Annotated in this window: 25 protein-coding genes; 16 read left to right on the top strand and 9 right to left on the bottom strand. The window is 62.4% G+C overall.

The genetic code is table 11. The features are described 5' to 3' along the window. Positions 1-765, top strand: coding sequence for a TerB family tellurite resistance protein (locus tag BLX42_RS16855; protein ID WP_046787603.1), 765 nt, complete (start codon positions 1-3; stop codon positions 763-765). A gap of 78 nt (positions 766-843) precedes the next feature. Here BLX42_RS16855 and BLX42_RS16850 read toward each other — a convergent pair whose 3' ends face one another. After that, positions 844-1,839, bottom strand: coding sequence for an alpha/beta hydrolase family protein (locus BLX42_RS16850; RefSeq protein WP_125924634.1), 996 nt, complete (start codon positions 1,837-1,839; stop codon positions 844-846). A gap of 95 nt (positions 1,840-1,934) precedes the next feature. On the opposite strand from BLX42_RS16850, the gene BLX42_RS16845 reads away from it, so the two are divergent. The 9 genes from BLX42_RS16845 to trpE all read left to right on the top strand — a co-directional run bounded on the left by BLX42_RS16845 (position 1,935) and on the right by trpE (position 12,711). Then, a complete protein-coding gene (locus tag BLX42_RS16845; protein WP_161872216.1) occupies positions 1,935-4,322 on the top strand; it encodes a PAS domain S-box protein in 2,388 nt (795 codons plus the stop codon). Positions 4,323-4,329: 7 nt separating this feature from the next. Then, the gene (locus tag BLX42_RS16840; protein ID WP_174142587.1) at positions 4,330-4,962 is read left to right on the top strand and encodes a response regulator transcription factor; all 633 of its coding nucleotides are present in this window, start codon (positions 4,330-4,332) and stop codon (positions 4,960-4,962) included. 211 nt (positions 4,963-5,173) lie between these two features. After that, positions 5,174-6,298, top strand: a complete 1,125-nt coding sequence (locus BLX42_RS16835; RefSeq protein WP_039601666.1) for an ABC transporter ATP-binding protein — start codon at positions 5,174-5,176, stop codon at positions 6,296-6,298. 40 nt (positions 6,299-6,338) lie between these two features. After that, complete coding sequence (locus tag BLX42_RS16830; RefSeq protein WP_046787581.1) at positions 6,339-7,373, top strand: ABC transporter substrate-binding protein; 1,035 nt, start codon at positions 6,339-6,341, stop codon at positions 7,371-7,373. Between the two features lie 67 nt (positions 7,374-7,440). Continuing rightward, positions 7,441-8,688, top strand: coding sequence for an ABC transporter permease (locus BLX42_RS16825; protein ID WP_161872215.1), 1,248 nt, complete (start codon positions 7,441-7,443; stop codon positions 8,686-8,688). Between the two features lie 11 nt (positions 8,689-8,699). Beyond that, positions 8,700-9,527 (top strand): ABC transporter permease, encoded by an 828-nt coding sequence (locus BLX42_RS16820; RefSeq protein ID WP_012316549.1) that lies wholly within the window; start codon positions 8,700-8,702, stop codon positions 9,525-9,527. A 145-nt stretch (positions 9,528-9,672) separates the two neighbouring features. Then, positions 9,673-10,347, top strand: coding sequence for a ribulose-phosphate 3-epimerase (gene rpe / locus BLX42_RS16815; RefSeq protein WP_012316548.1), 675 nt, complete (start codon positions 9,673-9,675; stop codon positions 10,345-10,347). Then, positions 10,344-11,162, top strand: coding sequence for a phosphoglycolate phosphatase (locus tag BLX42_RS16810; protein ID WP_039601669.1), 819 nt, complete (start codon positions 10,344-10,346; stop codon positions 11,160-11,162). Before rpe ends, BLX42_RS16810 begins: the two co-directional genes overlap by 4 nt. A 67-nt stretch (positions 11,163-11,229) precedes the next feature. After that, positions 11,230-12,711 (top strand): anthranilate synthase component I, encoded by a 1,482-nt coding sequence (gene trpE / locus BLX42_RS16805; RefSeq protein WP_161872214.1) that lies wholly within the window; start codon positions 11,230-11,232, stop codon positions 12,709-12,711. Between the two features lie 36 nt (positions 12,712-12,747). Here trpE and estP read toward each other — a convergent pair whose 3' ends face one another. Further along, positions 12,748-14,637: an esterase EstP gene (gene estP / locus BLX42_RS16800; RefSeq protein WP_161872213.1), complete on the bottom strand. Its 1,890-nt coding sequence runs from the start codon at positions 14,635-14,637 to the stop codon at positions 12,748-12,750. Between the two features lie 373 nt (positions 14,638-15,010). On the opposite strand from estP, the gene BLX42_RS16795 reads away from it, so the two are divergent. The 4 genes from BLX42_RS16795 to BLX42_RS16780 are packed head-to-tail and all read left to right on the top strand — an operon-like array spanning position 15,011 to position 18,243. Continuing rightward, positions 15,011-15,604: an aminodeoxychorismate/anthranilate synthase component II gene (locus tag BLX42_RS16795; protein ID WP_046787586.1), complete on the top strand. Its 594-nt coding sequence runs from the start codon at positions 15,011-15,013 to the stop codon at positions 15,602-15,604. 9 nt (positions 15,605-15,613) lie between these two features. Continuing rightward, complete coding sequence (trpD, locus tag BLX42_RS16790) at positions 15,614-16,663, top strand: anthranilate phosphoribosyltransferase (RefSeq protein ID WP_046787587.1); 1,050 nt, start codon at positions 15,614-15,616, stop codon at positions 16,661-16,663. After that, the gene (trpC, locus tag BLX42_RS16785; protein ID WP_046787588.1) at positions 16,660-17,493 is read left to right on the top strand and encodes an indole-3-glycerol phosphate synthase TrpC; all 834 of its coding nucleotides are present in this window, start codon (positions 16,660-16,662) and stop codon (positions 17,491-17,493) included. Before trpD ends, trpC begins: the two co-directional genes overlap by 4 nt. Positions 17,494-17,538: 45 nt before the next feature. Beyond that, complete coding sequence (locus BLX42_RS16780) at positions 17,539-18,243, top strand: lipoate--protein ligase family protein (RefSeq protein ID WP_125924639.1); 705 nt, start codon at positions 17,539-17,541, stop codon at positions 18,241-18,243. Here the strand turns inward: BLX42_RS16780 and crp are convergent. After that, the gene (gene crp, locus BLX42_RS16775) at positions 18,240-18,884 is read right to left on the bottom strand and encodes a cAMP-activated global transcriptional regulator CRP (protein WP_046787604.1); all 645 of its coding nucleotides are present in this window, start codon (positions 18,882-18,884) and stop codon (positions 18,240-18,242) included. The two genes, BLX42_RS16780 and crp, sit on opposite strands and share 4 nt — an antisense overlap. Positions 18,885-19,075: 191 nt before the next feature. Here crp and BLX42_RS16770 point away from each other — a divergent pair, with 191 nt between their 5' ends. Then, positions 19,076-19,498: an OsmC family protein gene (locus BLX42_RS16770; RefSeq protein ID WP_004376171.1), complete on the top strand. Its 423-nt coding sequence runs from the start codon at positions 19,076-19,078 to the stop codon at positions 19,496-19,498. Positions 19,499-19,609: 111 nt separating this feature from the next. On the opposite strand, the gene BLX42_RS16765 is transcribed toward BLX42_RS16770, so the two are convergent. The 6 genes from BLX42_RS16765 to hemJ form a co-directional block, all read right to left on the bottom strand. Beyond that, positions 19,610-20,650, bottom strand: a complete 1,041-nt coding sequence (locus BLX42_RS16765) for a DUF2157 domain-containing protein (protein WP_161872212.1) — start codon at positions 20,648-20,650, stop codon at positions 19,610-19,612. A gap of 10 nt (positions 20,651-20,660) precedes the next feature. Then, on the bottom strand, positions 20,661-21,308 hold the full coding sequence (gene coq7 / locus BLX42_RS16760; RefSeq protein ID WP_012316538.1) for a 2-polyprenyl-3-methyl-6-methoxy-1,4-benzoquinone monooxygenase: 648 nt from the start codon (positions 21,306-21,308) through the stop codon (positions 20,661-20,663). 66 nt (positions 21,309-21,374) lie between these two features. Continuing rightward, a complete protein-coding gene (locus tag BLX42_RS16755; RefSeq protein ID WP_115273019.1) occupies positions 21,375-21,713 on the bottom strand; it encodes a histidine triad nucleotide-binding protein in 339 nt (112 codons plus the stop codon). Between the two features lie 65 nt (positions 21,714-21,778). Further along, on the bottom strand, positions 21,779-22,561 hold the full coding sequence (locus BLX42_RS16750; RefSeq protein ID WP_161872211.1) for an SDR family oxidoreductase: 783 nt from the start codon (positions 22,559-22,561) through the stop codon (positions 21,779-21,781). 67 nt (positions 22,562-22,628) lie between these two features. Beyond that, a complete protein-coding gene (locus BLX42_RS16745; protein ID WP_161872210.1) occupies positions 22,629-23,585 on the bottom strand; it encodes a nitronate monooxygenase family protein in 957 nt (318 codons plus the stop codon). A 30-nt stretch (positions 23,586-23,615) separates the two neighbouring features. Next, complete coding sequence (hemJ, locus tag BLX42_RS16740; RefSeq protein ID WP_046787594.1) at positions 23,616-24,041, bottom strand: protoporphyrinogen oxidase HemJ; 426 nt, start codon at positions 24,039-24,041, stop codon at positions 23,616-23,618. A gap of 142 nt (positions 24,042-24,183) precedes the next feature. On the opposite strand from hemJ, the gene BLX42_RS16735 reads away from it, so the two are divergent. After that, on the top strand, positions 24,184-24,423 hold a 240-nt coding region (locus BLX42_RS16735; RefSeq protein ID WP_161872209.1), incomplete at its 3' end, for an NAD(P)-binding domain-containing protein.

Below are 24,423 nucleotides of genomic sequence, written 5' to 3'. Positions count from 1 at the left end.
ATGTGGTGGCCAGGCACGGTAATCGGGCTAGGCGCGGGTTTCGCTGTCGCCAGCATCCCTGGCGCGCTGCTGGGGGCATTGCTTGGCCAAGCCATGGATCGGCGCCTGCGTGTGCAGGGCTGGGAAGACATGCGCGAACGGTTGGGAGGCCGGCCGGCCCTGCGTGACGAGGAGTTGTTGTTCGTCCTGCTTGGGCGGCTGGCCAAAAGCGATGGGCGAGTGGGTGAACAGCATATTCAGCAGGCGCGCCAGGAGATGGTCCGGCTGGGCCTGGCCGAGGCCGCCAGGATGCGCGCGATTGCCGCCTTCAACCGCGGCAAGGCGGGCAAGGACCGCTTAGCCCACCACCTGCGTCGCATTCGCTTGCAGCCACATGCGGCCGAGGGCACGTTGCGGGCGTGTTGGCGTATGGCCTGGGCTGACGGCAAGGCCGGGGATCATGAGCGGGAACTGCTGCTGGACTGGGGGCAGAAGCTGGGGCTCAGCCGGCGCCAGGTGCAGGCCATGTCGCTGGAATATGAGCCACGCAAAATGAGCACGGCCAGTAGCGTCATGACCTATGCGGCTGCGCTGCGCTTGCTGGGGATAGATGCCGATACGGAAGGCGACCGGGTCAAGCAGGCCTATCGCCGGCTGGTCAGCCGGCACCATCCGGACAAGCTGGCCGGGAGCGGTGCCAGTGAAGCGCAGCTCAGGGAGGCGACCGAACGCACTCGAGAGCTGCACCAGGCTTATGCGTTGATCCGTAAACGGCGGGGGCTCTAAAGCCCCTGTCACCGGCAAGCGGCGCTGTACCTGTGGCAGCCAGCCTGCTGGTGCAACGGCCGGAGCTGGCCCGTCACTTCATTCCTGCGGGCTCATCCACCCCCTGGCCCGGCGGAACAACTGTTCCTGTTCCGCGCTCTTGTTCCCCGGCATCGCAATCAGCGAAAGCTGCTTGTACTGGCTGTCTTTCTGGCGCTTGCTGGCCTGCAGGCGTTGCATGGCGGCATTGCGGTCGCCGGTGCGGGTTGCGTAGTAGATATCGGCAGTCGGCACTTTGAGGGTAGGTGTCAGGCTTTCCAGGTCGTGCTCGACCCTTGCCGGGGTCTGCGCGGCGATCATCACCAGCTTCTGTACCTGCGGTGGTTGCTTTTCGCCCAGGTAGCGGGCTGCCCAGTAGGCGCCGCTGCCATGGCCGATCAGCACGATGCTGCGTGAGTTCTGTTGCTGAGCGTACGCCACCGCAGCATCCAGGCGCGCGAAGATGCGTTCGGCATCAGCCTGATCGTTCTGTTCGCTGGCCTGTTCGGCATCGGTGCTTTCTGCCGTGTCGGCATCCGCCGCAGTAGCCTGGGCCACGTTGGCGTTGGCATCGACGGGGGTTTCCTTTGCCGGTGCGCTCTCGCCCTGCTCTGGCTGCGGTGCGGCAGCTGGCGTGGCCTGGACCCGTGCCTGTGGGCTATCGGCGAGCAGGTCGGGCAGGCTCATGCTGAGGCTGTTCCAGCCGGCGTCAGGGAACTTGCGTCGCAACGGGCCGACCGCATTGGGCCAGTCGGCGGTTTCTCCGGCGCCAGGGACGATGATCACCGTGCCTTGCGGGTCGCTGTCGTTGGCTGGTTTCCACAGGGCCAGGAAGCTGTCGGACCCGGCTTCCAGCGTTTGCTGCTCGGCTTTGGGCAACAGGCGTTCAAGGGCCTGCGCATCTTCCTGGCTACGCTCCAGCAGCGGTGGGCGTGGCGCAGGTGCGGCGGCAGCCTCTGCGGTTGCTGGTTTTTCGGCGTCGGCGGCCAGGGCGCCAAGTGGTAGGAGCGAGGCAAGGCAGCACATTGCCAGCGTCGTGCGATAAAGTGTGAACATGAATCAACCCAAGGCCAGAATGATACCGGCAGCCTAATAGTATTTGCCCGCGACGGCCATGCTGCATGGCCGCCCTTGCCAAGACGAGCGTGTAGATGAAGCGATTGCGTCGCCTGTTGGTTATCGGCTGCTTGTGGCTACCCTTGATTGCTTTGGCAAGGCCTGAGGCAGCACCTGCGGTGGTACTCGAACCTGCCCAGCAGCAATGGCTGGACACCCATCGCAGCCTGCGGGTCGGCCTGGTGCTGCAGGCGCCCTATGCCCAGTTCGACCGCCGTCTGCAGCAACTCTACGGGGCCAATGTCGAGCTGGTGAACTGGCTGGCGCAGGCGCTCAAGCTGGACCTCACCTGGCGTAACTTCACTGACCAGGCCAGCCTCGAACACGCCCTGCAGGCGGGTGAAATCGACTTTGCCCCGGGCCTTACACAAACACCGGCCAGCTTGCGTCTGTGGTTGTTCAGCGACCCTTACATGCGTGTGCCGCAACTTGTGGTGGGGCCGCGGACCGGTGCGTTGGCCGTCGAGCTGGAAAAGCTTGAGGCCAACGAGCGTGTGGCGGTACGCATGCCCAGCGTGCTGGCCGATTACCTGCGGGGCAATTACGCCAATCTCAACCTGCAAGGTGTGCCCAACGAGCGCCAGGCCTTGCAACTGGTGGTAGGGGGCCAGGCCAGCTACGCGGTGCTGGATGAAGCCCAGCTCAGCAGGTTGTCCCGTGAAAGCGAGTTCGGTGACCTGGCAGTGCTCGGCGATATCGGCCTGCCGCAATTATTGCGCGTGGGCTCGCGGCGTGACTGGCCGTTGCTGGCCGATGTGCTTGAACGGGGCCTGCAGGCCATGCCCGCCAAAGAGCTGGAGCAACTGCATCAGCGTTGGTTGCAGCCCAAATACCCGCGTCTGAGCGAATCCACCGGTTTCTGGCAAAACCTTGCGTTGCTGTTCGGCATGTTGCTGCTGTGTGCCGGGGCCACCCTGGTGTGGCAGCGCCGCCAGCAGCGCCAGCTCGAGCGTAGCCTGCTGGCGGCGCGGGAGCACCTGGCTGAGCGGCAGGTGCGCGAGGAGGCACTGCGCCTGAGCCAGTTCGCCATCGACCAGAGTACGGTGGGCATCCTCTGGGTCAACTGGGACAGCCACGTGCGTTACGCCAACCACGCGGTGGGGCGCATGCTGGGTTATGCCGAGGCGGCGTTGCTGGAGCGTCCGCTGAGCGACTTCGAGCCGAACCTGAGCATGGACCGCTGGCTGCAGTTGTGGCGGGCCGCGCGAGCCGGGGAGGCCGGGGCTCGGCAGTTCGAAACCCAATGCCTGTGCGCCGACGGCAGTCTGTTGCCTGTTGAGTTGTCGTTGAGCTTCCTGCGCTTTCGCGATGCCGAGTACCTGGTGGTGTACCTTGCCGATGTCACCGAACGCCACCGCGCCCTGGCGGCGCTGCGTGAAAGCGAGGCGCGGCTCAAGGGTATTGCTGGCAATGTGCCGGGGCTGGTGTTCCGTCTGGAGCCCGCACCAGCGGAAGGGGACCCGGAGTTTCCCTATATCAGCGAGGGCAGTGAGGCGTTGGTGGGTTATACGCCCGCGCAGATCCAGCACCCGCAGATGGGCTTGCGCAATCTGGTCCACCCGCAAGATCGTGCTGACTACCACCAGGTGCAGGACTTGGCCATTGCCAGCGATCAGGACTGGTCCTGGCAAGGGCGAATCCTCACCCGTGAAGGTGAGCAGCGGTGGGCCGACATCAAGGCCAGTACCCGCCGCCTGGCCAACGGCCGGGTGGTCTGGGACGGTATTGTCTGGGACATTACCCAGAGCAAGCGCGGGGAGCTGGCGCTTGCGAGGTCCCAGGAGCAACTGCGTGAACTGTCGGCACACCTGGAGAGCGTGCGCGAGGAAGAAAAGGCCCGTATCGCCCGCGAAGTGCACGATGAACTGGGGCAGATGCTGACCGTGCTCAAGCTTGAAGTGTCGATGTGCGAACTGGCTTTTGCCGAGCTCGACCCTGCGCTGAACGAGCGCCTGGCCAGCATGAAGCGCCTGATCGCTCAGCTGTTCCAGCTGGTGCGCGATGTGGCAACGGCGTTGCGCCCGCCGATCCTGGACGCCGGTATCGCCTCGGCCATCGAATGGCAGGCACGGCGCTTCGAAGCGCGCACGCAGATCCCCTGCCTGGTGCAGGTACCGGATAATCTGCCAGCATTGAGCGATGCAAAAGCTATCGGCTTGTTCCGTATCCTGCAGGAGGCTCTGACCAACGTCATGCGCCATGCAAAGGCGCACAGTGTCGAGGTAGAGCTGGTGCGCGAGGGCGAAAAACTGCGTATGACGGTCAGTGATGACGGTAGCGGGTTCTGCCTGGACCAGCCACGGCCAACCTCGTTCGGCCTTGTGGGGGTGCGTGAGCGGGTACTGATGCTCGGTGGCAGCATGGTGTTGAATAGCGAGCCAGGTGAAGGCACCAGCCTGAGCGTGACCATAGCGTTGGATTAGGAGAACGATCGTGATTCGAGTGCTGGTGGCCGAAGACCACACCATTGTCCGCGAAGGCATCAAGCAGTTGATCGGCCTGGCCAAGGACATGCAGGTGGTGGGGGAGGCCGGTAATGGTGAACAGCTGCTGGAAACCCTGCGCCACACCGCCTGCGAAGTGGTGTTGCTGGATATCTCGATGCCCGGTGTCAGTGGGTTGGAGGCGATTGCGCGGATCCGCGCGCTGCACAACCCGCCGGCGATCCTGATGCTGTCGATGCACGACGAAGCGCAGATGGCCGCGCGCGCGCTCAAGGCCGGCGCTGCCGGCTATGCCACCAAGGACAGTGACCCTGCCTTGCTGCTGACCGCAATCCGGCGAGTGGCCGGCGGCGGGCGCTACATCGATCCGGCGTTGGCCGACCGCATGGTCTTCGAGGTCGGCCTGACCGAAACTCGGCCGCTGCATACCCTGCTGTCGGAGCGCGAGTTCTCGGTGTTCGAACGCTTGGCTCAAGGTGCCAACGTCAACGATATCGCTCAGCAGCTGGCGCTCTCCAGCAAGACCATCAGCACCCACAAGGCGAGGCTGATGCAGAAGCTCAAGGTCAACTCGCTGGCTGAACTGGTCAAGTACGCCATGGAGCACAAGCTGGTATGACCGTTCTGTTTGCGACATAGGTTATCTGCCAGGCACCGCTTTCCCGCTGGCTGGCTGAGACTTGCATTCCAATCCCGCCATCGGTGTAGGGCAATCCCTACACAAACTCTTCCAGCCGGATGATGGCATTCTCTCAGCGCCCCCGATTTCCGGGCGCTTGCGTCTTCTTTAGTCTTTGCCTACGCAGTCATTCCAACAAGAAGGTGCAGGCATGAGCGAGGCGAATTCGAACGCGACCACCGGTGAGACGCTGGTCAGTTTCCGTGGTGTGCAGAAGAGCTACGACGGCGAATCGCTGATCGTCAAAGACCTCAACCTGGACATTCGCAAGGGTGAATTCCTCACCTTGCTCGGCCCTTCCGGCTCGGGCAAGACCACCAGCCTGATGATGCTGGCGGGTTTCGAGACCCCGACCGCCGGTGAAATCCAGTTGGCCGGGCGCTCCATCAATAACGTGCCGCCGCACAAACGTGACATTGGCATGGTGTTCCAGAACTACGCACTGTTCCCCCACATGACCGTCGCGGAAAACCTCGCTTTTCCGCTGAGCGTGCGCAACCTGAGCAAGACCGACATCAGTGAGCGGGTCAAGCGGGTACTGAACATGGTGCAGCTCGATGCCTTCGCCAAACGCTACCCTGGCCAGCTCTCCGGTGGCCAGCAGCAGCGCGTGGCCTTGGCCAGGGCGTTGGTGTTCGAGCCGCAGCTGGTGCTGATGGACGAGCCGCTCGGCGCGCTGGACAAGCAGCTGCGTGAACACATGCAGATGGAGATCAAGCATATCCACCAGCGCCTGGGTGTAACCGTGGTCTACGTAACCCACGACCAGGGCGAGGCGTTGACCATGTCCGACCGTGTGGCGGTGTTCCATGAGGGCGAGATCCAGCAGATCGCCGACCCGCGCACTCTTTATGAGGAGCCGCGCAACACCTTCGTCGCCAACTTCATCGGCGAGAACAACCGCATCAACGGCACGCTGCTGGCCAGTGACGGTCATCGTTGCCAGGTGCAGCTGGCCCGCGGCGAGCGGGTCGAGGCGCTGGCGGTGAACGTCGGCCAGGCAGGGGAGCCGGTGACCCTGTCGGTACGCCCGGAGCGCGTGCGCCTCAATGGCCACAGCCAAAGCTGCGTCAATCGCTTCTCCGGCCGCGTGGCCGAGTTCATCTACCTGGGCGACCATGTACGGGTGCGTCTGGAAGTCTGTGGCAAGGCTGACTTCTTCGTGAAACAGCCGATTGCCGAGCTCGACCCGGCCCTTGCCGTGGGCGATGTGGTACCGCTGGGCTGGGAGGTGGAGCACGCGCGCGCGCTCGATCCGATTGCCGAAGCCCACTGATGGATTGCTTCACCAACCCTGTACTGTGGAGAGAATAATAATGCGCAAGCAGCTGAAACTGACCGCCCTGGCCCTTGGCCTGTTCGCCGCCGGCCAGGCCATGGCGGCAGACCTGACCGTAGTGTCCTTCGGCGGCGCCAACAAGGCGGCCCAGGTCAAGGCGTTCTACGAGCCATGGGAGAAGGCCGGCAAGGGCAAGATCGTCGCTGGCGAGTACAACGGTGAAATGGCCAAGATCAAAGCCATGGTCGACACCAACAGCGTGTCTTGGCACCTGGTGGAGGTGGAGTCGCCAGAACTGGCCCGTGGTTGCGATGAAGGCATGTTCGAGGAGCTCGACCCGGCTCTGTTCGGCAACGAAAGCGATTATGTGAAGGGCGCCATCCAGCCGTGCGGCGTAGGCTTCTTCGTTTGGTCCACGGTGCTGGCCTACAACGCTGACAAGCTCAAGACAGCCCCGACCAGCTGGGCCGATTTCTGGGACACGAAGAAATTCCCGGGCAAGCGCGGCCTGCGCAAGGGCGCGAAGTACACGCTCGAGTTCGCCCTGATGGCCGACGGCGTTGCGCCCAAGGATGTGTACCAGGTGCTGGCCACCAAGGGCGGCGTGGACCGCGCCTTCAAGAAACTCGACGAACTCAAGCCGAGCATCCAGTGGTGGGAAGCGGGCGCCCAGCCGCCGCAGTACCTGGCCTCGGGTGATGTGGTCATGAGCTCGGCCTACAACGGGCGCATTGCTGCGGTGCAGAAAGAGAGCAACCTCAAGGTGGTGTGGAACGGTGGCATCTACGACTTCGACGCTTGGGCCATCCCGAAAGGGGCCAAGAATGTCGAGGAAGCGAAGCAATTCATCGCTTATACCGTTCAGCCCGAGCAGCAGAAGACCTACTCCGAGAACATCGCCTACGGCCCGGCCAACTCCAAAGCCGTGCCGCTGCTGGCGGACGCGGTGAAGAAGGACATGCCGACCACGCCTGAAAACATCGCCAACCAGGTGCAGATCGATGTGGCCTTCTGGGCCGACAACAGCGAGCAACTGGAGCAACGCTTCAACGCCTGGGCGGCGAAGAAGTAAGGCGCCTCGAAGGAGCGCCGGCCCGTTGGCTGGCGCTCCCTGTTCCCCTGTTTTTGCGGAGTTCGCCATGGCCATTGCAGTGCCCCTCAACGAAGGCGCAGGTCCAAGTCTCAAGCAGCGCCTCAAGCACGCCGAGCGGGTCAACCGCTGGAAGGCGCAGGCGCTCATCGCGCCGCTGGCGCTGTTTCTCCTGCTGGTGTTCCTGGTGCCCATCGCGGCGCTGCTGTTCAAGAGCGTCGACAACCCGGAAGTGGTCGGCGGCCTGCCGCGTACGGTCCAGGCTGTGTCGCAGTGGGATGGCAAGAGCCTGCCTGGCGAGGAGGTTTACAAGGCCCTGAGCCAGGACCTGGCCGAATCGCGCAAGAACCAGACCTTGGGCGACCTGTCCAAACGCCTGAACATGGAGCTGGCCGGCTACCGCAGCCTGCTCTCCAAGACCGCTCGGGCGCTGCCGTTCAAGGCCGAACCTGCCTCTTACAAAGAGGCCTTGCAGGCCCTCGATGAACGTTGGGGCGACCCGGCTTACTGGCAGGCGATCCGCCGCAACACCAGCAGCGTGACTTCTTATTACCTGCTGGCATCGGTCGACCACCGTATCGATGACCTCGGCGAGTTGGCCAAGGCCACCCCCGAGCAGTCCATCTACCTGGACATCTTTGCCCGCACCCTGTGGATGGGTGTGGTGATCACGGCCATCTGCCTGGTGCTGGCGTATCCGCTGGCTTACCTGCTGGCCAACCTGCCGACCCGCCAGGGCAACCTGTTGATGATATTGGTGTTGCTGCCGTTCTGGACGTCGATTCTGGTGCGGGTGGCAGCGTGGATCGTACTGCTGCAGTCAGGCGGCCTGATCAACAGTGCATTGATGGCCATGGGCATCATCGATCAGCCGCTGGAGCTGGTGTTCAACCGCACCGGCGTGTACATCTCGATGGTCCACATCCTCTTGCCGTTCATGATCCTGCCGCTATACAGCGTGATGAAGGGCATTTCGCCGAGCTACATGCGTGCAGCGATCTCCTTGGGTTGCCACCCGTTCGCCAGCTTCTGGCGGGTGTACTTCCCGCAGACCTACGCGGGCGTGGGCGCCGGTTGCCTGCTGGTGTTCATCCTGGCCATCGGTTACTACATCACCCCGGCGCTGCTCGGCAGCCCGAACGACCAGATGGTCAGCTACTTCGTGGCCTTCTATACCAACACCAGCATCAACTGGGGCATGGCTACCGCGCTGGGCGGGCTGTTGCTGCTGGCGACCGTGCTGCTGTACCTGATCTATAGCTGGCTGGTCGGTGCCAGCCGCCTGCGCCTGAGCTGAGGAGCCTAGTGATGCTTAGCCCATACATGTCGCCCGTGGAACGGGTGTGGTTCTACAGCCTGCGTATCCTTTGTGGCCTGATATTGCTGTTTCTGGTGTTGCCGGTACTGGTGATCGTGCCGCTGTCGTTCAACAGTGGCAGCTTCCTGGTGTACCCACTGCAAGGCTTTTCCCTGCAGTGGTATCACGATTTCTTCGCCTCGGCCGAGTGGATGCGCGCCCTGAGGAACAGCGTCATCGTCGCCCCGGCGGCCACGCTGCTGGCCATGGTGTTCGGTACGCTGGCAGCGATCGGGCTTACCCGCGCCGATTTTCCGGGCAAGTCGCTGGTCATGGCGCTGGTGATTTCGCCGATGGTGGTGCCGGTGGTGATCATTGGTGTAGCCAGCTACCTGTTCTTTGCCCCGTTGGGGATGGGTAACAGCTTCATTTCGCTGATCCTGGTGCACGCGGTGCTGGGTGTGCCGTTCGTCATCATTACCGTGTCGGCGACCTTGCAAGGCTTCAATTACAACCTGGTGCGTGCGGCTGCCAGCCTGGGGGCCTCACCGGTGGTTGCGTTTCGCAGGGTCACCTTGCCGCTGATCGCCCCCGGAGTGATCTCTGGGGCGCTGTTCGCCTTCGCGACCTCGTTCGATGAGGTGGTGGTGACGCTGTTCCTCGCCGGGCCAGAACAGGCCACCCTGCCGCGGCAGATGTTCAGCGGCATTCGCGAAAACCTGAGCCCGACGATTGCAGCGGCGGCGACCTTGCTGATCGGTTTTTCGGTGGTGCTGCTGCTGACCCTGGAGTGGCTGCGCGGGCGCAGTGAGAAGCTGAGGACCCAGCAGCCTGCGTGATTGATCGGCCTTTTCGCAGGACTGCCTGCGAAAAGGCCGATGCTGGCGTCGCAGTGACCCCTTCACACGGATTGATGCCAATCAGCCCCTATCCAGTTCCCTGAGTTACAATGCGCGCCACCTAGATTCTGCCAACAGGTGCGCCATGCAGCCCTACGCTATTGCCCCCTCCATTCTCTCCGCCGATTTCGCCCGTCTGGGCGAGGATGTCGACAAGGTACTGGCCGCGGGTGCCGACATCGTCCACTTCGACGTGATGGACAACCACTACGTACCCAACCTGACCATTGGCCCGATGGTCTGCACCGCCTTGCGCAAGTACGGCGTGACCGCGCCGATCGATGTGCATCTGATGGTCAGCCCGGTAGACCGCATCATCGGTGACTTCATCGAAGCCGGTGCCAGCTACATCACCTTCCATCCGGAAGCCTCGCAGCACATCGACCGCTCGCTGCAGCTGATCCGTGACGGTGGCTGCAAGGCCGGCCTGGTGTTCAACCCGGCCACCAGCCTGGACGCGCTGAAGTACGTGATGGACAAGGTCGACATGGTGCTGCTGATGAGCGTCAACCCAGGCTTTGGTGGGCAGAAGTTCATCCCCGGCACCTTGGACAAGTTGCGCGAAGCCCGTGCGCTGATCGACGCCAGTGGCCGTGATATTCGCCTGGAAATCGACGGTGGGGTGAACGTCAACAACATCCGCGAAATCGCTGCCGCTGGCGCAGATACCTTCGTAGCCGGCTCGGCGATCTTCAACGCGCCGGATTATCAGGAAGTGATCGCCAAGATGCGCGCCGAACTGGCTCAGGCCCGCCCATGAGCGGCTTCGAGCAGCTGTTCCCCGGGACGCTGCCCAGGCTGGTGATGTTCGATCTGGACGGTACCCTGATCGATTCAGTCCCCGACCTGGCCGCAGCCGTTGACCGTATGCTGCTCGAACTTGGCCGTCCGGCCGCTGGCCTTGACGCCGTGCGGCACTGGGTCGGCAACGGCGCACCGGTGCTGGTGCGCCGCGCACTTGCCGGCGGCCTTGACCACGCGACCGTAGACGATGAACTGGCCGAGCGCGGCCTTGCACTGTTCATGGAGGCGTACGCCGAAAGCCATGATCTGACGGTTGTCTACCCTGGTGTGCACGACACCTTGCGCTGGCTGCGCAAGCAGGGCGTGGAAATGGCACTGATCACCAACAAGCCTGAACGCTTCGTCGCACCGTTGCTCGACCAGATGAAGATCGGCCGTTATTTCCGCTGGATCATCGGCGGCGATACCCTGCCACAGAAGAAGCCCGACCCTGCTGCGTTGCTGTTCGTCATGAAAATGGCCGGCGTCGAGCCCGGCCAGGCGCTGTTTGTGGGGGACTCGCGCAGTGATGTGCTGGCGGCCAAAGCTGCCGGCGTGCAGTGCGTTGGGCTGAGCTATGGCTATAACCACGGCCGGCCGATCGATGAGGAAGCGCCCAGCCTGGTCATAGGCGACCTGCGCCTGCTGCTGCCTGGTTGCGTAGTCACCGACACTGGGATAACGTTGGCGGACCTTCAAGCCTCACAAGACAGAGAGCCCACCGTGGTGGTTACCGGCAAATTCTGGATGAAAGTCATCAAGGCCCTGGCCCGTTGGCGTTGGCGCGCCTGACTTCTGCCCGCCGGCCTTTGCCGGCCCGTCCGTTTGCCCGACTCTCATTGTTGCTCCGAGGCTACTCATGACCCGCGAAGAATTCCTGCGCCTGGCCGCTGCCGGCTACAACCGCATTCCATTGGCCTGTGAAACCCTGGCCGACTTCGATACCCCGCTTTCTATCTACCTGAAGCTGGCAGACCAGGCCAACTCGTACCTGCTCGAGTCGGTGCAGGGCGGTGAGAAGTGGGGCCGTTATTCGATGATCGGCCTGCCGTCGCGCACGGTGATGCGTGTGCATGGCTATCACGTGAGCATTCTGCACGATGGCGTGCAGGTCGAAAGCCATGATGTCGAAGACCCGCTGGCATTCGTCGAAACCTTCAAGGACCGCTACAAGGTCGCTGATATTGCCGGCCTGCCGCGTTTCAACGGTGGCCTGGTCGGTTACTTTGGCTATGACTGCGTTCGCTACGTGGAAAAGCGCCTGGGCGCCTGCCCCAATCCTGACCCGCTGGGCGTGCCGGATATCCTGCTGATGGTTTCGGATGCCGTGGTGGTGTTCGACAACCTGGCCGGCAAGATGCATGCGATCGTACTGGTCGACCCGTCCGAAGAGCAGGCTTTCGAGCAAGGCCAGGCGCGCCTGCAAGGCCTGCTGGCCAAGCTGCGCGAACCCATCACGCCGCGACGCGGCCTGGACCTGAGCGGCCCCATGGCGGCAGAGCCGGCGTTCCGCTCCTCCTTCACCCAAGAGGATTACGAGCGCGCTGTGGACACCGTGAAGGAGTACATCCTGGCCGGTGACTGCATGCAAGTGGTGCCGTCCCAGCGCATGTCGATCGACTTCAAGGCAGCGCCCATAGACTTGTACCGTGCGCTGCGCTGCTTCAACCCGACGCCATACATGTACTTCTTCAACTTCGGGGACTTCCACGTTGTTGGCAGTTCGCCGGAAGTGCTGGTGCGGGTGGAAGACAGTCTGGTCACCGTGCGCCCGATTGCCGGTACCCGTCCTAGGGGGGCCAACGAGGAGGCCGACCGAGCGCTGGAAGACGACCTGCTGTCGGACGACAAGGAGATCGCCGAGCACCTGATGCTCATCGACCTGGGCCGCAACGATGTGGGCCGTGTGTCCTCCACCGGTAGCGTGCGCTTGACCGAAAAGATGGTGATCGAGCGCTACTCCAATGTCATGCACATCGTTTCCAACGTTACCGGGCAACTGGCCGAAGGCTTGACCGCGATGGATGCACTGCGGGCGATTCTGCCGGCAGGTACCTTGTCGGGTGCACCGAAGATCCGCGCGATGGAGATCATCGACGAGCTGGAGCCGGTAAAGCGTGGCGTCTACGGTGGTGCGGTGGGCTACTTTGCCTGGAATGGCAACATGGATACCGCGATTGCCATTCGCACGGCAGTGATCAAGGACGGCGAACTGCATGTGCAGGCAGGTGGCGGCATTGTCGCCGACTCGGTGCCGGCGCTGGAGTGGGAAGAAACCATCAACAAGCGCCGGGCGATGTTCCGTGCGGTGGCGTTGGCTGAGCAACGTCCTGCCGAGTAATTCACAGGCGTGGGGCCGCATCGCGGCCCCATCCGGTTAAAAGTCGACGCTGACGCCCAAGCTTATTCCTTGCTGGGTCAACTCGTCGCTCTTGCGCCAGTTGTAGTTCCCGCGCAGGTGCACCCCCGCCACCAGCTCATGGCTGACCCCAAGGCTGGCACGAGTCAGGTCGCTCTGCGGTGTGTACCCGGTCAGCGTGAAGTCATTGGCTGGCAGTGTCGTCAGGTGCATCGTCACATCCTGCTGGTCATCCTCGAACTCATGCTCTTGCGCCACCTCGGCAAACAGCCTGGTGCTGGCCAGTACCTGCACGCTGCCCAGCAACCCTACGCCCAGGCGACGCGAAGTGCGTTCCTGGTCATCGAAGCCCAGTGCCGTCGACCGTCCGCTCTTCTCGTCATAACCATCCACCTTCACCCGCGCATAGTCAGCGCTGACGAACGGCGCCAGCTGCCAGTGACTGCTATCGGCTGCCAGGTTGTATCCCAGGCGACCTGTCACGGCCCAGGCTTCGCCGTTGGTATCACCTTTCTCGCTTCGGTCGTTCACGCCCAGGGCGAAGGTGCGTTTGAGGTCCTGATAGTCAAGGTGCCCTGCGCTCAGCGCTGCGTCGGCCCACCAGCGGTCCTCACGAAACTGGGCGAAGGCACTGGCCAGGTAGCTGTCGAGCTTGTAGTCCGAGTCTTGTTCGCCTGCCTCCAGTTTCTGGCGATAGACCCCGCCGGCAAGCCCTAAGCGCCAAGCGTCGTTCAGCCGGTAGCTGCCACCCAGGGTGAGGTTGTAGCCGCGCCCGTCAGCGTTGGCAGAACTGCGCTCGCCGTCGAAGTCCAGATCTTGCGCGCCAGTGGCAACAAAGGCCTGCCATTGGCCAGCCGCCTGCCAGGGCGCCTGCCATTGATTACGTAGTTCGTCCTGATGCGCGCGCAGGCTGGCGTGGGCCATTTCCGGCAGCAGCGTCAGCTCCCAGGGTGCGGAAAGGATCGAATAGCCGTAGTCGGCAATCAGTTGCTGGCCGGCGATGGTTGGGTGTACCGAGTCGTTGAACAGCAGCTTGGTGGGGTCGGGCGTGGTGCCATTGATGCCGTACAGCGGGTTTGCCACGCAACTGTTGCCGCTGTAGCAGGTGCCGACCAGATTCTGCCCGCTGGCCAGGCCGAATTGCGTCGGGCTGGCCAGTGCTTCGTTCAGCAGTACGGGAATGTTCAGTGGAATGATTTCGGCATCGATCTGGCCCAGTTGGCTGACCAGTGACTGGTTGAACACGCTGGACAGTTGCGACAGGGCGTTTTGCTGCGGCGTGCCGCTGAAATTCGGCGTCTGGCCGAGGTCGGGTAGCAGCCAGACCATGATGTAGCGGGCACCGCCTTGTTGCAGGGCCTGGGCGCTGGCGGCCAGGCGCGATCCTGCGACGGCGGCATCGGCAGGGCTGCTCACCAGGCCTTGCAGAAAGTCGTTGCCGCCACCGGTCAGGTAGTAGAGGGCATTGGGGTCTGCGCGCAAGCCATTGGCCAGATACCCGGGCTTGTCGCGTAGTACCAGGCCGGCAAAAGGTTGGCCTGGCGGAATGACTGTCTCGGAAGTGGTGGTGATCGAATCCAGGATCTGCTGCGTGGTGTAGCCGCCAACGGCCCAGTTGTTGCCGTCGGGGCGTATGCCGAGGGACGTGGACGGATTGAGATCTTCCGCGCTCACACCCAGGCGTGCGCCGAGGATCATCGGCGAGACAGGTGCAAAGTTGCCATTCTCATCACGGTTGGTAAAACGCATACCGGCAGTACCGCCGGTCAGGTCAGGAAATTGCCCGGCATCGCTGAGGCTGTCGCCGAAGACGATCATTGTCGAGTAAGGCGAGGGGGCGGCGAAAGCCTGGCTGCAGGCGAGCGCCAACGTAGCCAAGGTGAAACGTAGCAAAGGTGCTTTTCGCATCTGGGAACATCCTTTTCATTGTTTTTATGAGGACAACCCGATCGACCTTAGCAAATCGCGGGGCATGCCTTCCAAGTCCATTCGTTTCCCGTATTTACGGGCATATTGCGCCCGCCGCGCCGGTAGGCTACTGTGCCTGCAAGTATGAGCGAGACCTATCCCGTGTTGATCGTCAGCAAACTCTTGATGCGCGTTATCAAGGCCCACGCCCGTTGGCGTTGGCGCGCCTGACTTTATCTCTTGCCGGCCTGTCCGGCCCGCCCCCGTTTGCCTTCCTGTCCGTTTCCGAGCGCCCCTAGTGGCAACGCCGTGTCTGTTTTTGGTGTAGGAAGGTTCGACTTTTAAAGTCAGTAGATTCTAGAGGTTTAGCCCGATGTTACTGATGATCGACAATTACGACTCATTCACTTACAACGTCGTTCAATACCTTGGCGAGTTGGGTGCCGAGGTCAAAGTCATTCGCAACGACGAAATCACCGTTGCCGAGATAGAAGCCCTTAACCCTGAGCGCATCGTCGTCTCCCCTGGCCCTTGCACGCCGAGCGAAGCCGGTGTGTCCATCGAGGCCATTATGCATTTCGCCGGCAAGCTGCCGATCCTTGGGGTCTGCCTGGGCCACCAATCAATCGGCCAGGCGTTTGGCGGCGATGTAGTGCGTGCCCGCCAGGTCATGCACGGCAAGACCAGCCCGGTATATCACCGCGACCTGGGCGTGTTCGCCGGGCTCAACAACCCGCTCACCGTAACCCGCTACCATTCCCTGGTGGTCAAGCGCCAGACCCTGCCAGAGTGCCTGGAAGTGACTGCCTGGACTGCACATGACGATGGTTCGGTCGACGAGATCATGGGCCTGCGCCACAAGACACTGAACATTGAAGGGGTGCAGTTCCACCCCGAGTCCATCCTGACCGAGCAGGGCCACGAGCTGTTCGCCAACTTCCTCAAGCAGACCGGCGGCCGCCGCTAAGGACCGAGCATGGATATCAAAAGCGCGTTGAGCCGTATTGTCGGCCACCTGGACCTTTCCACCGAAGAAATGCGCGATGTGATGCGCCAGATCATGACCGGCCAATGCAGTGAGGCGCAGATCGGCGCCTTCCTGATGGGCATGCGCATGAAGAGCGAGAGCATCGACGAGATCGTTGGCGCGGTTTCGGTCATGCGTGAGCTGGCTGACAAGGTCGAGCTGAAAAGCCTTGATGGCGTAGTCGACATCGTCGGTACGGGCGGTGATGGCGCCAACATCTTCAACGTTTCCACCGCCTCCTCGTTCGTCCTGGCGGCGGCAGGCTGCACCGTGGCCAAACATGGCAATCGCGCAGTTTCCGGTAAGAGCGGCAGCGCTGACCTGCTGGAAGCTGCCGGCATCTACCTGAACCTGACACCTACCCAAGTGGGGCGCTGCATTGACAGCCTCGGTATCGGCTTCATGTTCGCCCAGAGCCATCACTCGGCGATGAAATATGCCGCAGGCCCGCGCCGCGACCTGGGCCTGCGTACCCTGTTCAACATGCTCGGCCCGCTTACGAATCCGGCTGGGGTGAAACACCAGGTGGTCGGTGTATTTAGCCAGGCCTTGTGCCGCCCGCTGGCGCAAGTGCTGCAACGCCTGGGCAGCAAGCATGTGCTGGTCGTGCATTCCAAGGATGGCCTGGATGAGTTCAGCCTGGCCGCGCCTACTTTTGTCGCCGAACTGAAGAATGACCAGATCAGCGAATACTGGGTCGAGCCTGAAGATCTTGGCATGAAGAGCCAGAGCCTGCATGGCCTGGCAGTCGAGAACCCACAGGCGTCGTTGGAGTTGATCCGTGATGCACTGGGCCGGCGCAAGACCGAGAATGGCCAGAAGGCTGCCGAGATGATAGTGCTCAACGCGGGTGCTGCGTTGTACGCTGCTGATCACGCCATGAGCCTGAAGGCTGGTGTGGATCTGGCCCACGATGTACTGCACACCGGGCTGGCTTGGGAAAAGCTGCAGGAACTGGGTGCCTTTACAGCGGTATTCAAGGTGGAGAACGAAGCATGAGTGTCCCGACGGTGCTGGAAAGGATCATTGCCCGCAAGTTCCAGGAAGTGGCAGAGCGCAGCGCGCGCGTCAGCCTCGCCGAAATGGAGCGCCTGGCCAAGGCGGCGGATGCCCCGCGCGGGTTTGCCAATGCCCTGATCGAGCAAGCCAAGCGCAAGCAGCCAGCGGTGATTGCCGAAATCAAGAAGGCCTCGCCGAGCAAGGGTGTGATCCGCGAGAACTTCGTGCCGTCGGAAATTGCCGTCAGTTACGAAAAGGGCGGGGCGACTTGCCTGTCGGTGTTGACCGATGTGGACTACTTCCAGGGTGCCGATGAGTACCTGCAGCAGGCGCGCGCCGCTGTTTCGCTGCCGGTGATCCGCAAAGATTTCATGGTCGACCCTTATCAGATCATCGAAGCACGCGCCTTGGGCGCAGACTGCGTGCTGCTGATCGTGTCGGCGCTTGATGACGTCAAGATGGCTGAGTTGGCCGCTACCGCCAAGGACGTCGGCCTCGATGTGCTGGTCGAAGTACATGACGGTGACGAGCTGGAGCGTGCGTTGAAAACGCTTGATACCCCGCTGGTGGGGGTCAACAACCGTAACCTGCATACTTTCGAAGTCAGCCTGGAGACCACTCTTGACCTGCTGCCACGCATTCCCCGGGATCGCCTGGCCATCACCGAGAGTGGCATTCTCAACCGTGCCGATGTCGAGTTGATGGAAATCAATGACGTTTACTCGTTCCTGGTGGGTGAGGCGTTCATGCGGGCCGAGCAGCCGGGGTTGGAACTGCAGCGGTTGTTCTTCCCTGAACAGGTGAAGAAGACTGTGCAGCAACTGGACTAAGCAACGTTGAAGCCGGCAATCGCCGGCTTTATCGAAGGTGGATCAATGACCGATCAACCCCTGGCCCTCACCGTCGAGCAGGGCCTGCACGCCGAGCAAGATCTTTTGGCTGCGGTCTGCCGTGGCGAAACCGAAAGTGGTGTGCTGTTCTGGCGCCCGACGGATCATGCGCTGGTCATGCCTCGGCGCATGAGCCGCCTGGACAACTTCGAGGCAGCCTGCTCGGAGTTGGCGATCGCTGGCTGGCCAGTGCTGTTGCGTGAAACCGGTGGGGAGCCGGTCCCTCAGTCGCATTCGACAGTGAATGTGGCGCTGGTGTATGTCGCTCCACGCAGCGAAGGCGACCATGGCCGTATCGAGAACGCGTATGAACGCCTCTGCCTGCCGTTGTGCGATGTGCTGCGCGAATGGGGCGGTGTGGCTTCGGTGGGCGAGATCGACGGGGCCTTCTGCGACGGCCGCTATAACGTCAACCTCAATGGCCGCAAGCTGGTGGGGACTGCCCAGCGCTGGCGCCAGGGGCTGGGTGGAAAACGGCCGGTGGTGCTGGTGCATGGTGCGTTGTTGCTGGATAACGAGCGCGAGTCGATGGTCGCGGCGGTCAACCGTTTCAATGAATGTTGCGGGCTCGAGCAGCGTTGCCGGGCCGATAGTCATATTGCCCTGCACGAAGTGGCGCCCGCTGTACCCTGGTTCGAGCGCCTGTCGAAGGCTTACAGCGAAGTGCTTGCAGCGCTGCCCAAGGACTAACGGGTACCGTAAACCACCATGGTCTTGCCCTTGACCTGGACCAGGCTGCGTTCCTCGAGGTCCTTGAGCACGCGGCCGACCATTTCTCGCGAGCACCCGACGATACGGCCAATTTCCTGGCGGGTGATCTTGATTTGCATGCCGTCCGGGTGGGTCATGGCGTCTGGCTGCTTGCACAGGTCCAGCAGGCAACGGGCGACCCGGCCGGTAACGTCGAAGAAGGCCAGGTCGCCCACCTTGCGCGTGGTGTTGCGCAGGCGCTGGGCCATCTGGCTGCCGAGGGCGTAGAGAATCTCCGGGTCCTGGCGGGCGAGGTCGCGAAACTTGTCATAGCTGATCTCCGCCACCTCGCACTCGGTCTTGGCGCGCACCCAGGCGCTGCGCTGCTGATCGCTGCCGGCGGGTTCGAACAAACCCAGTTCGCCGAAGAAATCGCCACTGTTGAGGTAGGCGATGATCATCTCGTGGCCTTCGTCATCCTCAATGAGGATGGTGACTGAACCCTTGATGATGAACGACAGCGTTTCGGCTCGGTCACCCGCGCAGATGATGTTGCTCTTGGCGGTGTAGCGGCGGCGCTGGCAGTGCATCAGCAGCTTGTCGATGTTCTTGATCTTGGCGGGTAGGGCTGAGGCAACCATCACGAAATCCTGTTCGATACGACCCATAGGCTCTGGTGGGGAGTCGGCTAACGCGACGCGTCAGTCAATTGGCGCCAGCTTATCAGACACTGCAGGATGTTTCGGCACAAATGCCAAACGTGTGGAGCTTTTCCGACAGCCACACAAGGCTTAAGCTGACACCCTTTTGCGAGATTCAGGAGTACGGACAGATGAAGGCACGCATCCAATGGGCCGGTGAAGCGATGTTCCTTGGCGAATCGGGGAGCGGGCACGTCGTGGTGATGGACGGCCCACCCGAGGCTGGGGGCCGCAATCTGGGCGTGCGCCCGATGGAAATGCTCCTGCTCGGCCTGGGTGGCTGCAGCAGCTTCGACGTAGTGAGTATCCTGAAGAAATCGCGCCAAGCGGTGGAAAGCTGCGAAGCCTTCCTGGAGGCCGAGCGCGCCAGCGAAGACCCGAAGGTGTTTACCAAGATTCATATGAACTTCGTGGTCAAAGGGCGCGGGCTGAAAGAGGCTCAGGTCAAGCGTGCGGTGGAGCTGTCGGCGGAAAAATATTGCTCGGCGTCGATCATGCTGGAGCGCGCGGGCGTGGAAATCACCCACGGCTACGAGATCGTTGAGCTGGGTTGAGATTTGTGGGCTGCTGCACAGCCCTTTCGCGACACAAGGCCGCTCGAAGGTTCGCGGTCTGTGGGCGCGGCCTTGCGTCGCGAAAGGGCCGCAAGGCGGCCCCGACGCTCTTCAGTTGCGCAAGGCTGGGAGAGCCACTACCAGCCAACGGGGTACGCAACGCCTCAATGACTGGCTGAGGTGCTCCCGGCGCTTTTGATAACCCAGCCCCAGCCCGATTACCCCCAACCCGATCAAGGTCAGCACCACCGGGAACAGCAGCGACTCGGCAAATACCTCGTAAGACAGGTAGCCAAGATAAGCTGCCACCCCCAGCGCCCCGAACACCATGAACACAGGCCGGCGCAGCAGCACCGCCATTGCCATCAGACCCAGGTTGATCAGACAGTACAGCGCCTTACCCAGCTCGCTGTCGCTTTCGATCATCGTCAGCCCACCCCAGAACGCTGCCAGCCCTGCCAGGTAACCCCAGTGGGCGTAATCCTCACGCGTGCGCCCGTCGACCAGCAGAAACACCATGAGCAGCCCGAGCCCGAACCACAGCGAAACCGTGCGCCGCTGTTCCCAGCTGAACGGCGAGCCGAACACCCACTCGCTAAGGTCCATCGACATGAACCATAAGGCCACGGCAATCGGCATCACGATAAACGGGTAGGGGATCAGGCGCAGCATCAACAAACCGGCGACCACCGTGGCCGCCTCCATCATCAGCCATCCGCCCTGCACATAGGTGTAGTACTGGTGATAGTCCGTTTGCCGATCGTCCAGTGGCCACCACCCGGTCAGGCGTTCGATGGCAAAGACAGCCAGGGGAACGATGCTTACCGCGACCGCCGCCAGGACGCCAGATGCGATGGGTTGCTGGCGCTTTTGCAGGTTGAGGGCGAACAGGGTGAGAAGACCGATGTAAAGAACGGCGATGGCCAGCAGCGCCCAATCACCGATTCGCATCCAGGCTTCGGTCAGCAGCCAGCCCATCGCCCCCATGATCAGTAGGGCGCCGAAATAGAAGGCGACGTGTGCCAGCTGGAAACTGCCACGAGCTGCTGGCTGCTGGCGCAGAAAGTCCAGCAGGGCCTTGTCCTGGCCCGGCTGGAGAACTCCTGCTTGTACGGCGCGCGCCAGGTCCTTGGCGTCGATACGGTCCGTCATTGGCGTGCCCTTAGATGCGGTAAGTGCTTTTGGTCATGACCTTGGCCAGCATGCTCATACCGAAACGTACGGGCGCGGGGAAGCGATATCCACCTGCTTCAAGGGCCGAATCGGCGTGTTGCTCTTCGTCGACGCGCATCTGCTCGAGAATGGCACGGGACTTTTCGTCCTCATGGGGGATCTGCTCCAGGTGTTCGTCCAGGTGTTTGCACACCTGATGCTCGGTGGCGGCGACGAAGCCCAGGCTGACCTTGTCGCTGACCATGCCGGCGAGCGCGCCGATGCCGAACGACATGCCGTAGAACAGCGGATTGAGCACGCTGGGGTGGCTGCCCAATTGACGGATGCGCTGTTCGCACCAGGCCAGGTGGTCGATTTCTTCCTCGGCTGCATGCTCCATTGCCTTGCGCACCTGGGGCAGCTTGGCGGTCAGGGCCTGGCCTTGGTACAGCGCCTGGGCGCAGACTTCGCCGGTATGGTTGATGCGCATGAGCCCGGCGATGTGGCGGGTCTGGCTTTCGTCGAGCTCGACGTCGGGCTGGACAATGGCCGGAGACGGCCGGGAGGGTTGGCCGCTGAAGGGCAGCAAGGTGCGCATGGCGGTATCGGCCTGCAGCAACAAGCGGTCGAGCGGCGAATAGTGACGTTCGGTAGCCATCGGGCACCTCCGTTGAAGTGATGCCCGACAGTTTACCTCAATCGCCCGGGGTGGGCTTGCCTTGGGTCAGCCCGGTGGCCAGTGCATCTGGCGCTGGCCGAGCACGTGCATGTGGATGTGGTAGACGGTCTGGCCGCCTTGCTCGTTACAGTTCATGACCACGCGGAAGCCATCGTCGCAGCCAAGCTCCTTGGCCAGGCGCTGGGCGGTGAACAGGATGTGGCCGGCCAGGCCCTTGTCCTCTTCGGTCAGGTCATTGAGCGTACGGATGTGCTTTTTCGGGATGACCAGAAAGTGCACCGGCGCCTGGGGCGCGATATCGTGGAAGGCCAGAACCTGGTCGTCCTCGTAGATGATCTTCGCCGGGATTTCCCGGTTGATGATCTTGATGAATAAATCGTCCACAGCACTTGCTCCAAGGTGAGTGTCCTGGCCGAGTGTACTTAGCCAGGCGCCGCTCGCCCAGTGGGCTATTCCATTCCGACCGGGCAGTAACGGCGGTGGATGAAGCCTGCAAGCTTGCGCGCCAACCAGCGGGGCAGCAGGCGCGGGACGAATGCAAGCCAGCGGTTGCGGCGAACCGGAATGATCAGCGCCCGGTTTTTCGCCAATGCGCGCACGGTGTACAGCGCCACCTCTTCGGGGCTGAGGCAGCGGCTGCTGCCTTCGAGCCTGGGAATACGCCGGCGCGAAGAGCGCACCGGGCCGGGGCAAAGGACCGAAACCTTGATGCCCGTGGGCTTGAGCTCTTCGCGCAGGGCTTCGGTGAAATGCAGCACATAGGCCTTGCTGGCGGCATAGGTGGCCATCCAGGGGCCTGGCGCTACGGCGGCCAGGCCGGCGACATTGAGGATCTGCCCACCACCCTGTACTGCCATGAGGTTGCCGATGGCATGGCACAGGCGGCTCATGGCGAGAATGTTCACCTCCAGCAGGTCCTGCTCGTCTGCCCACTCGTGGGCGAGAAACGGGCCATAGGTACGTTGGCCGGCGCAGTTGACCAACAGGTCGATGCGCCGCTCGCCCTCTTCCAGCTCGAGTACGAAACCGGACAGGCGCAGCGGTTGGCTGAGGTCGCAGGCGCGTAGCAGTACTTCGACGCCGAAGCGCTGGGTCAGCTCGATGGCTACCGGCTCAAGGGTTTCACGGTGGCGTGCCACCAGGATCAGATTGCGCCCGCGCCGCGCCAGAGCTTCCGCCAGGGCCAAGCCCAAGCCGCTGGAAGCACCAGTGATCATGGCGTAACGGGTCATGCAAGGCTCCTGAGGGCTAAAGAGGGCGCCTAGTGTACAGCGTGGCCAGGCCAGGTGTTGCCTTTTGCTACAAGGCCTTGGCGCGTAACGCCTGGCTGCGCTCCAGGGCTGCTCTGTATTCGCCGTGCAGGCGCTCGATCAGTGCTGCGGCGCCGGGCAGGTCATGGATATCTCCGACGCCTTGCCCGGCAGACCATACTGTCTTCCAGGCCTTGGCTTCATCATCGATTGGCTTGAGTTTGCCCTGTTCCTGGCCGGCTTTCAGTGCGGCCATGTCATACCCAGCCTGTTCAAGGCTCTGGCGCAAAAAGCTTGCCGGTATGCCGGAAACCGCTGGGGTATGGACGATGTCCGCTGCATGGGCGCCGAGCAGCATCTGTTTATACGCCTCTTGGGCATGGCTCTCCTGGGTGGCAATGAAGCGAGTGCCCATGTAGGCCAGGTCCGCGCCAAGCAACTGGGCGGCGAGTATTTCATGGCCGTGGTTGATGCAGCCGGCCAATAGCAGGGTCTTGTCGAAAAACTGGCGGATTTCGGCCGCAAGGGCGAACGGGCTCCAGGTGCCAGCATGCCCGCCTGCACCTGCCGCCACCGCGATCAGGCCATCGACGCCGGCCTGTGCAGCTTTCTCAGCGTGACGCCGGGTGGTCACATCATGGAACACCAGGCCGCCATAGCCGTGTACGGCATCGACGACTTCCTTCACCGCGCCAAGACTGGTGATGACTATAGGCACCTGATGCTCGACACACAGGGCAAGGTCAGCCTGCAGGCGCGGGTTGGATGGGTGGACGATCAGATTGACCGCATAAGGGGCTGGCGCCTGCAGCTGCCCAAGGCCCGCTTCGATCTCCTCGAGCCAGCGCTTGAAACCGGCACTGTCGCGCTGGTTCAGGGCGGGGAAACTGCCGACCACGCCGTTGCCGCAGCAGGCCAGGACCAGCTCGGGGTTGGAGATCAGGAACATCGGCGCGGCCACCACCGGCAAGCGCAGGCGTTGTTCGAGCGAAGCAGGCAATGACATGGGCGGGGCTCCTGTACAGTGCGATTGTCGTCAGAACGGTTTGACCACCACAAGAATCACGATGGCCAGCAGGAACAGCACGGGTACCTCGTTGAACCAGCGGTAGTAAACGTGGCTGCGGGTGTTGGCACCGGTGGCAAAGCGTTTGCGCTGGGCGCCGCACATGTGATGGTAGCCGGTGAGCAGGAGCACCAGTGTCAGTTTGGCGTGCAGCCAGCCCTGGCTCAGCCAGCCTGGCGTGAGATAGAGCATCCAGGCGCCGAACACGTAGGTGGCAATCATCGCCGGGTTCATGATGCCGCGGTACAGCTTGCGCTCCATGGTCACGAAGCGGTCCTGGCTGATGCTGTCCTGGCTTTGGGCGTGGTAGACGAACAGCCGGGGCAGGTAGAACAGACCGGCGAACCAGCAGACGACGCTGACGATGTGCAGCGCTTTTATCCATAGGTAAAGCATGGAGAGAGTTCCTTCAGGTATTCACGGTCGTCAGATAGTAGAGGCCAAGCGCCCGAAGGGTCACCCGAAGAGTTGTTACAGGCGCCTTGCGCCCCTATCATCGTGCGCTTTCCAGACGGCTCGTTGATAAGGGGCAAGCGTTATGATCAAGGTCGGTATCGTCGGCGGCACGGGTTACACCGGCGTCGAACTGTTGCGTCTGCTGGCACAGCATCCACAGGCCGAGGTGGCGGTCATCACTTCGCGCTCCGAGGCGGGCGTAGCGGTCGCCGACATGTATCCGAACCTGCGCGGCCACTATGACGGCCTGGCTTTCAGCGTGCCGGACAGCAAGGCTCTGTCAGCTTGCGACGTGGTTTTCTTCGCCACCCCGCACGGTGTC

The organism is Pseudomonas sp. SG-MS2 (genome assembly GCF_009933855.1).
Taxonomy (GTDB): domain Bacteria; phylum Pseudomonadota; class Gammaproteobacteria; order Pseudomonadales; family Pseudomonadaceae; genus Aquipseudomonas; species Aquipseudomonas putida_E.
Note: the sequence above shows the minus strand (reverse complement) of the source record. Positions and strands in the feature narration are given on the sequence as shown.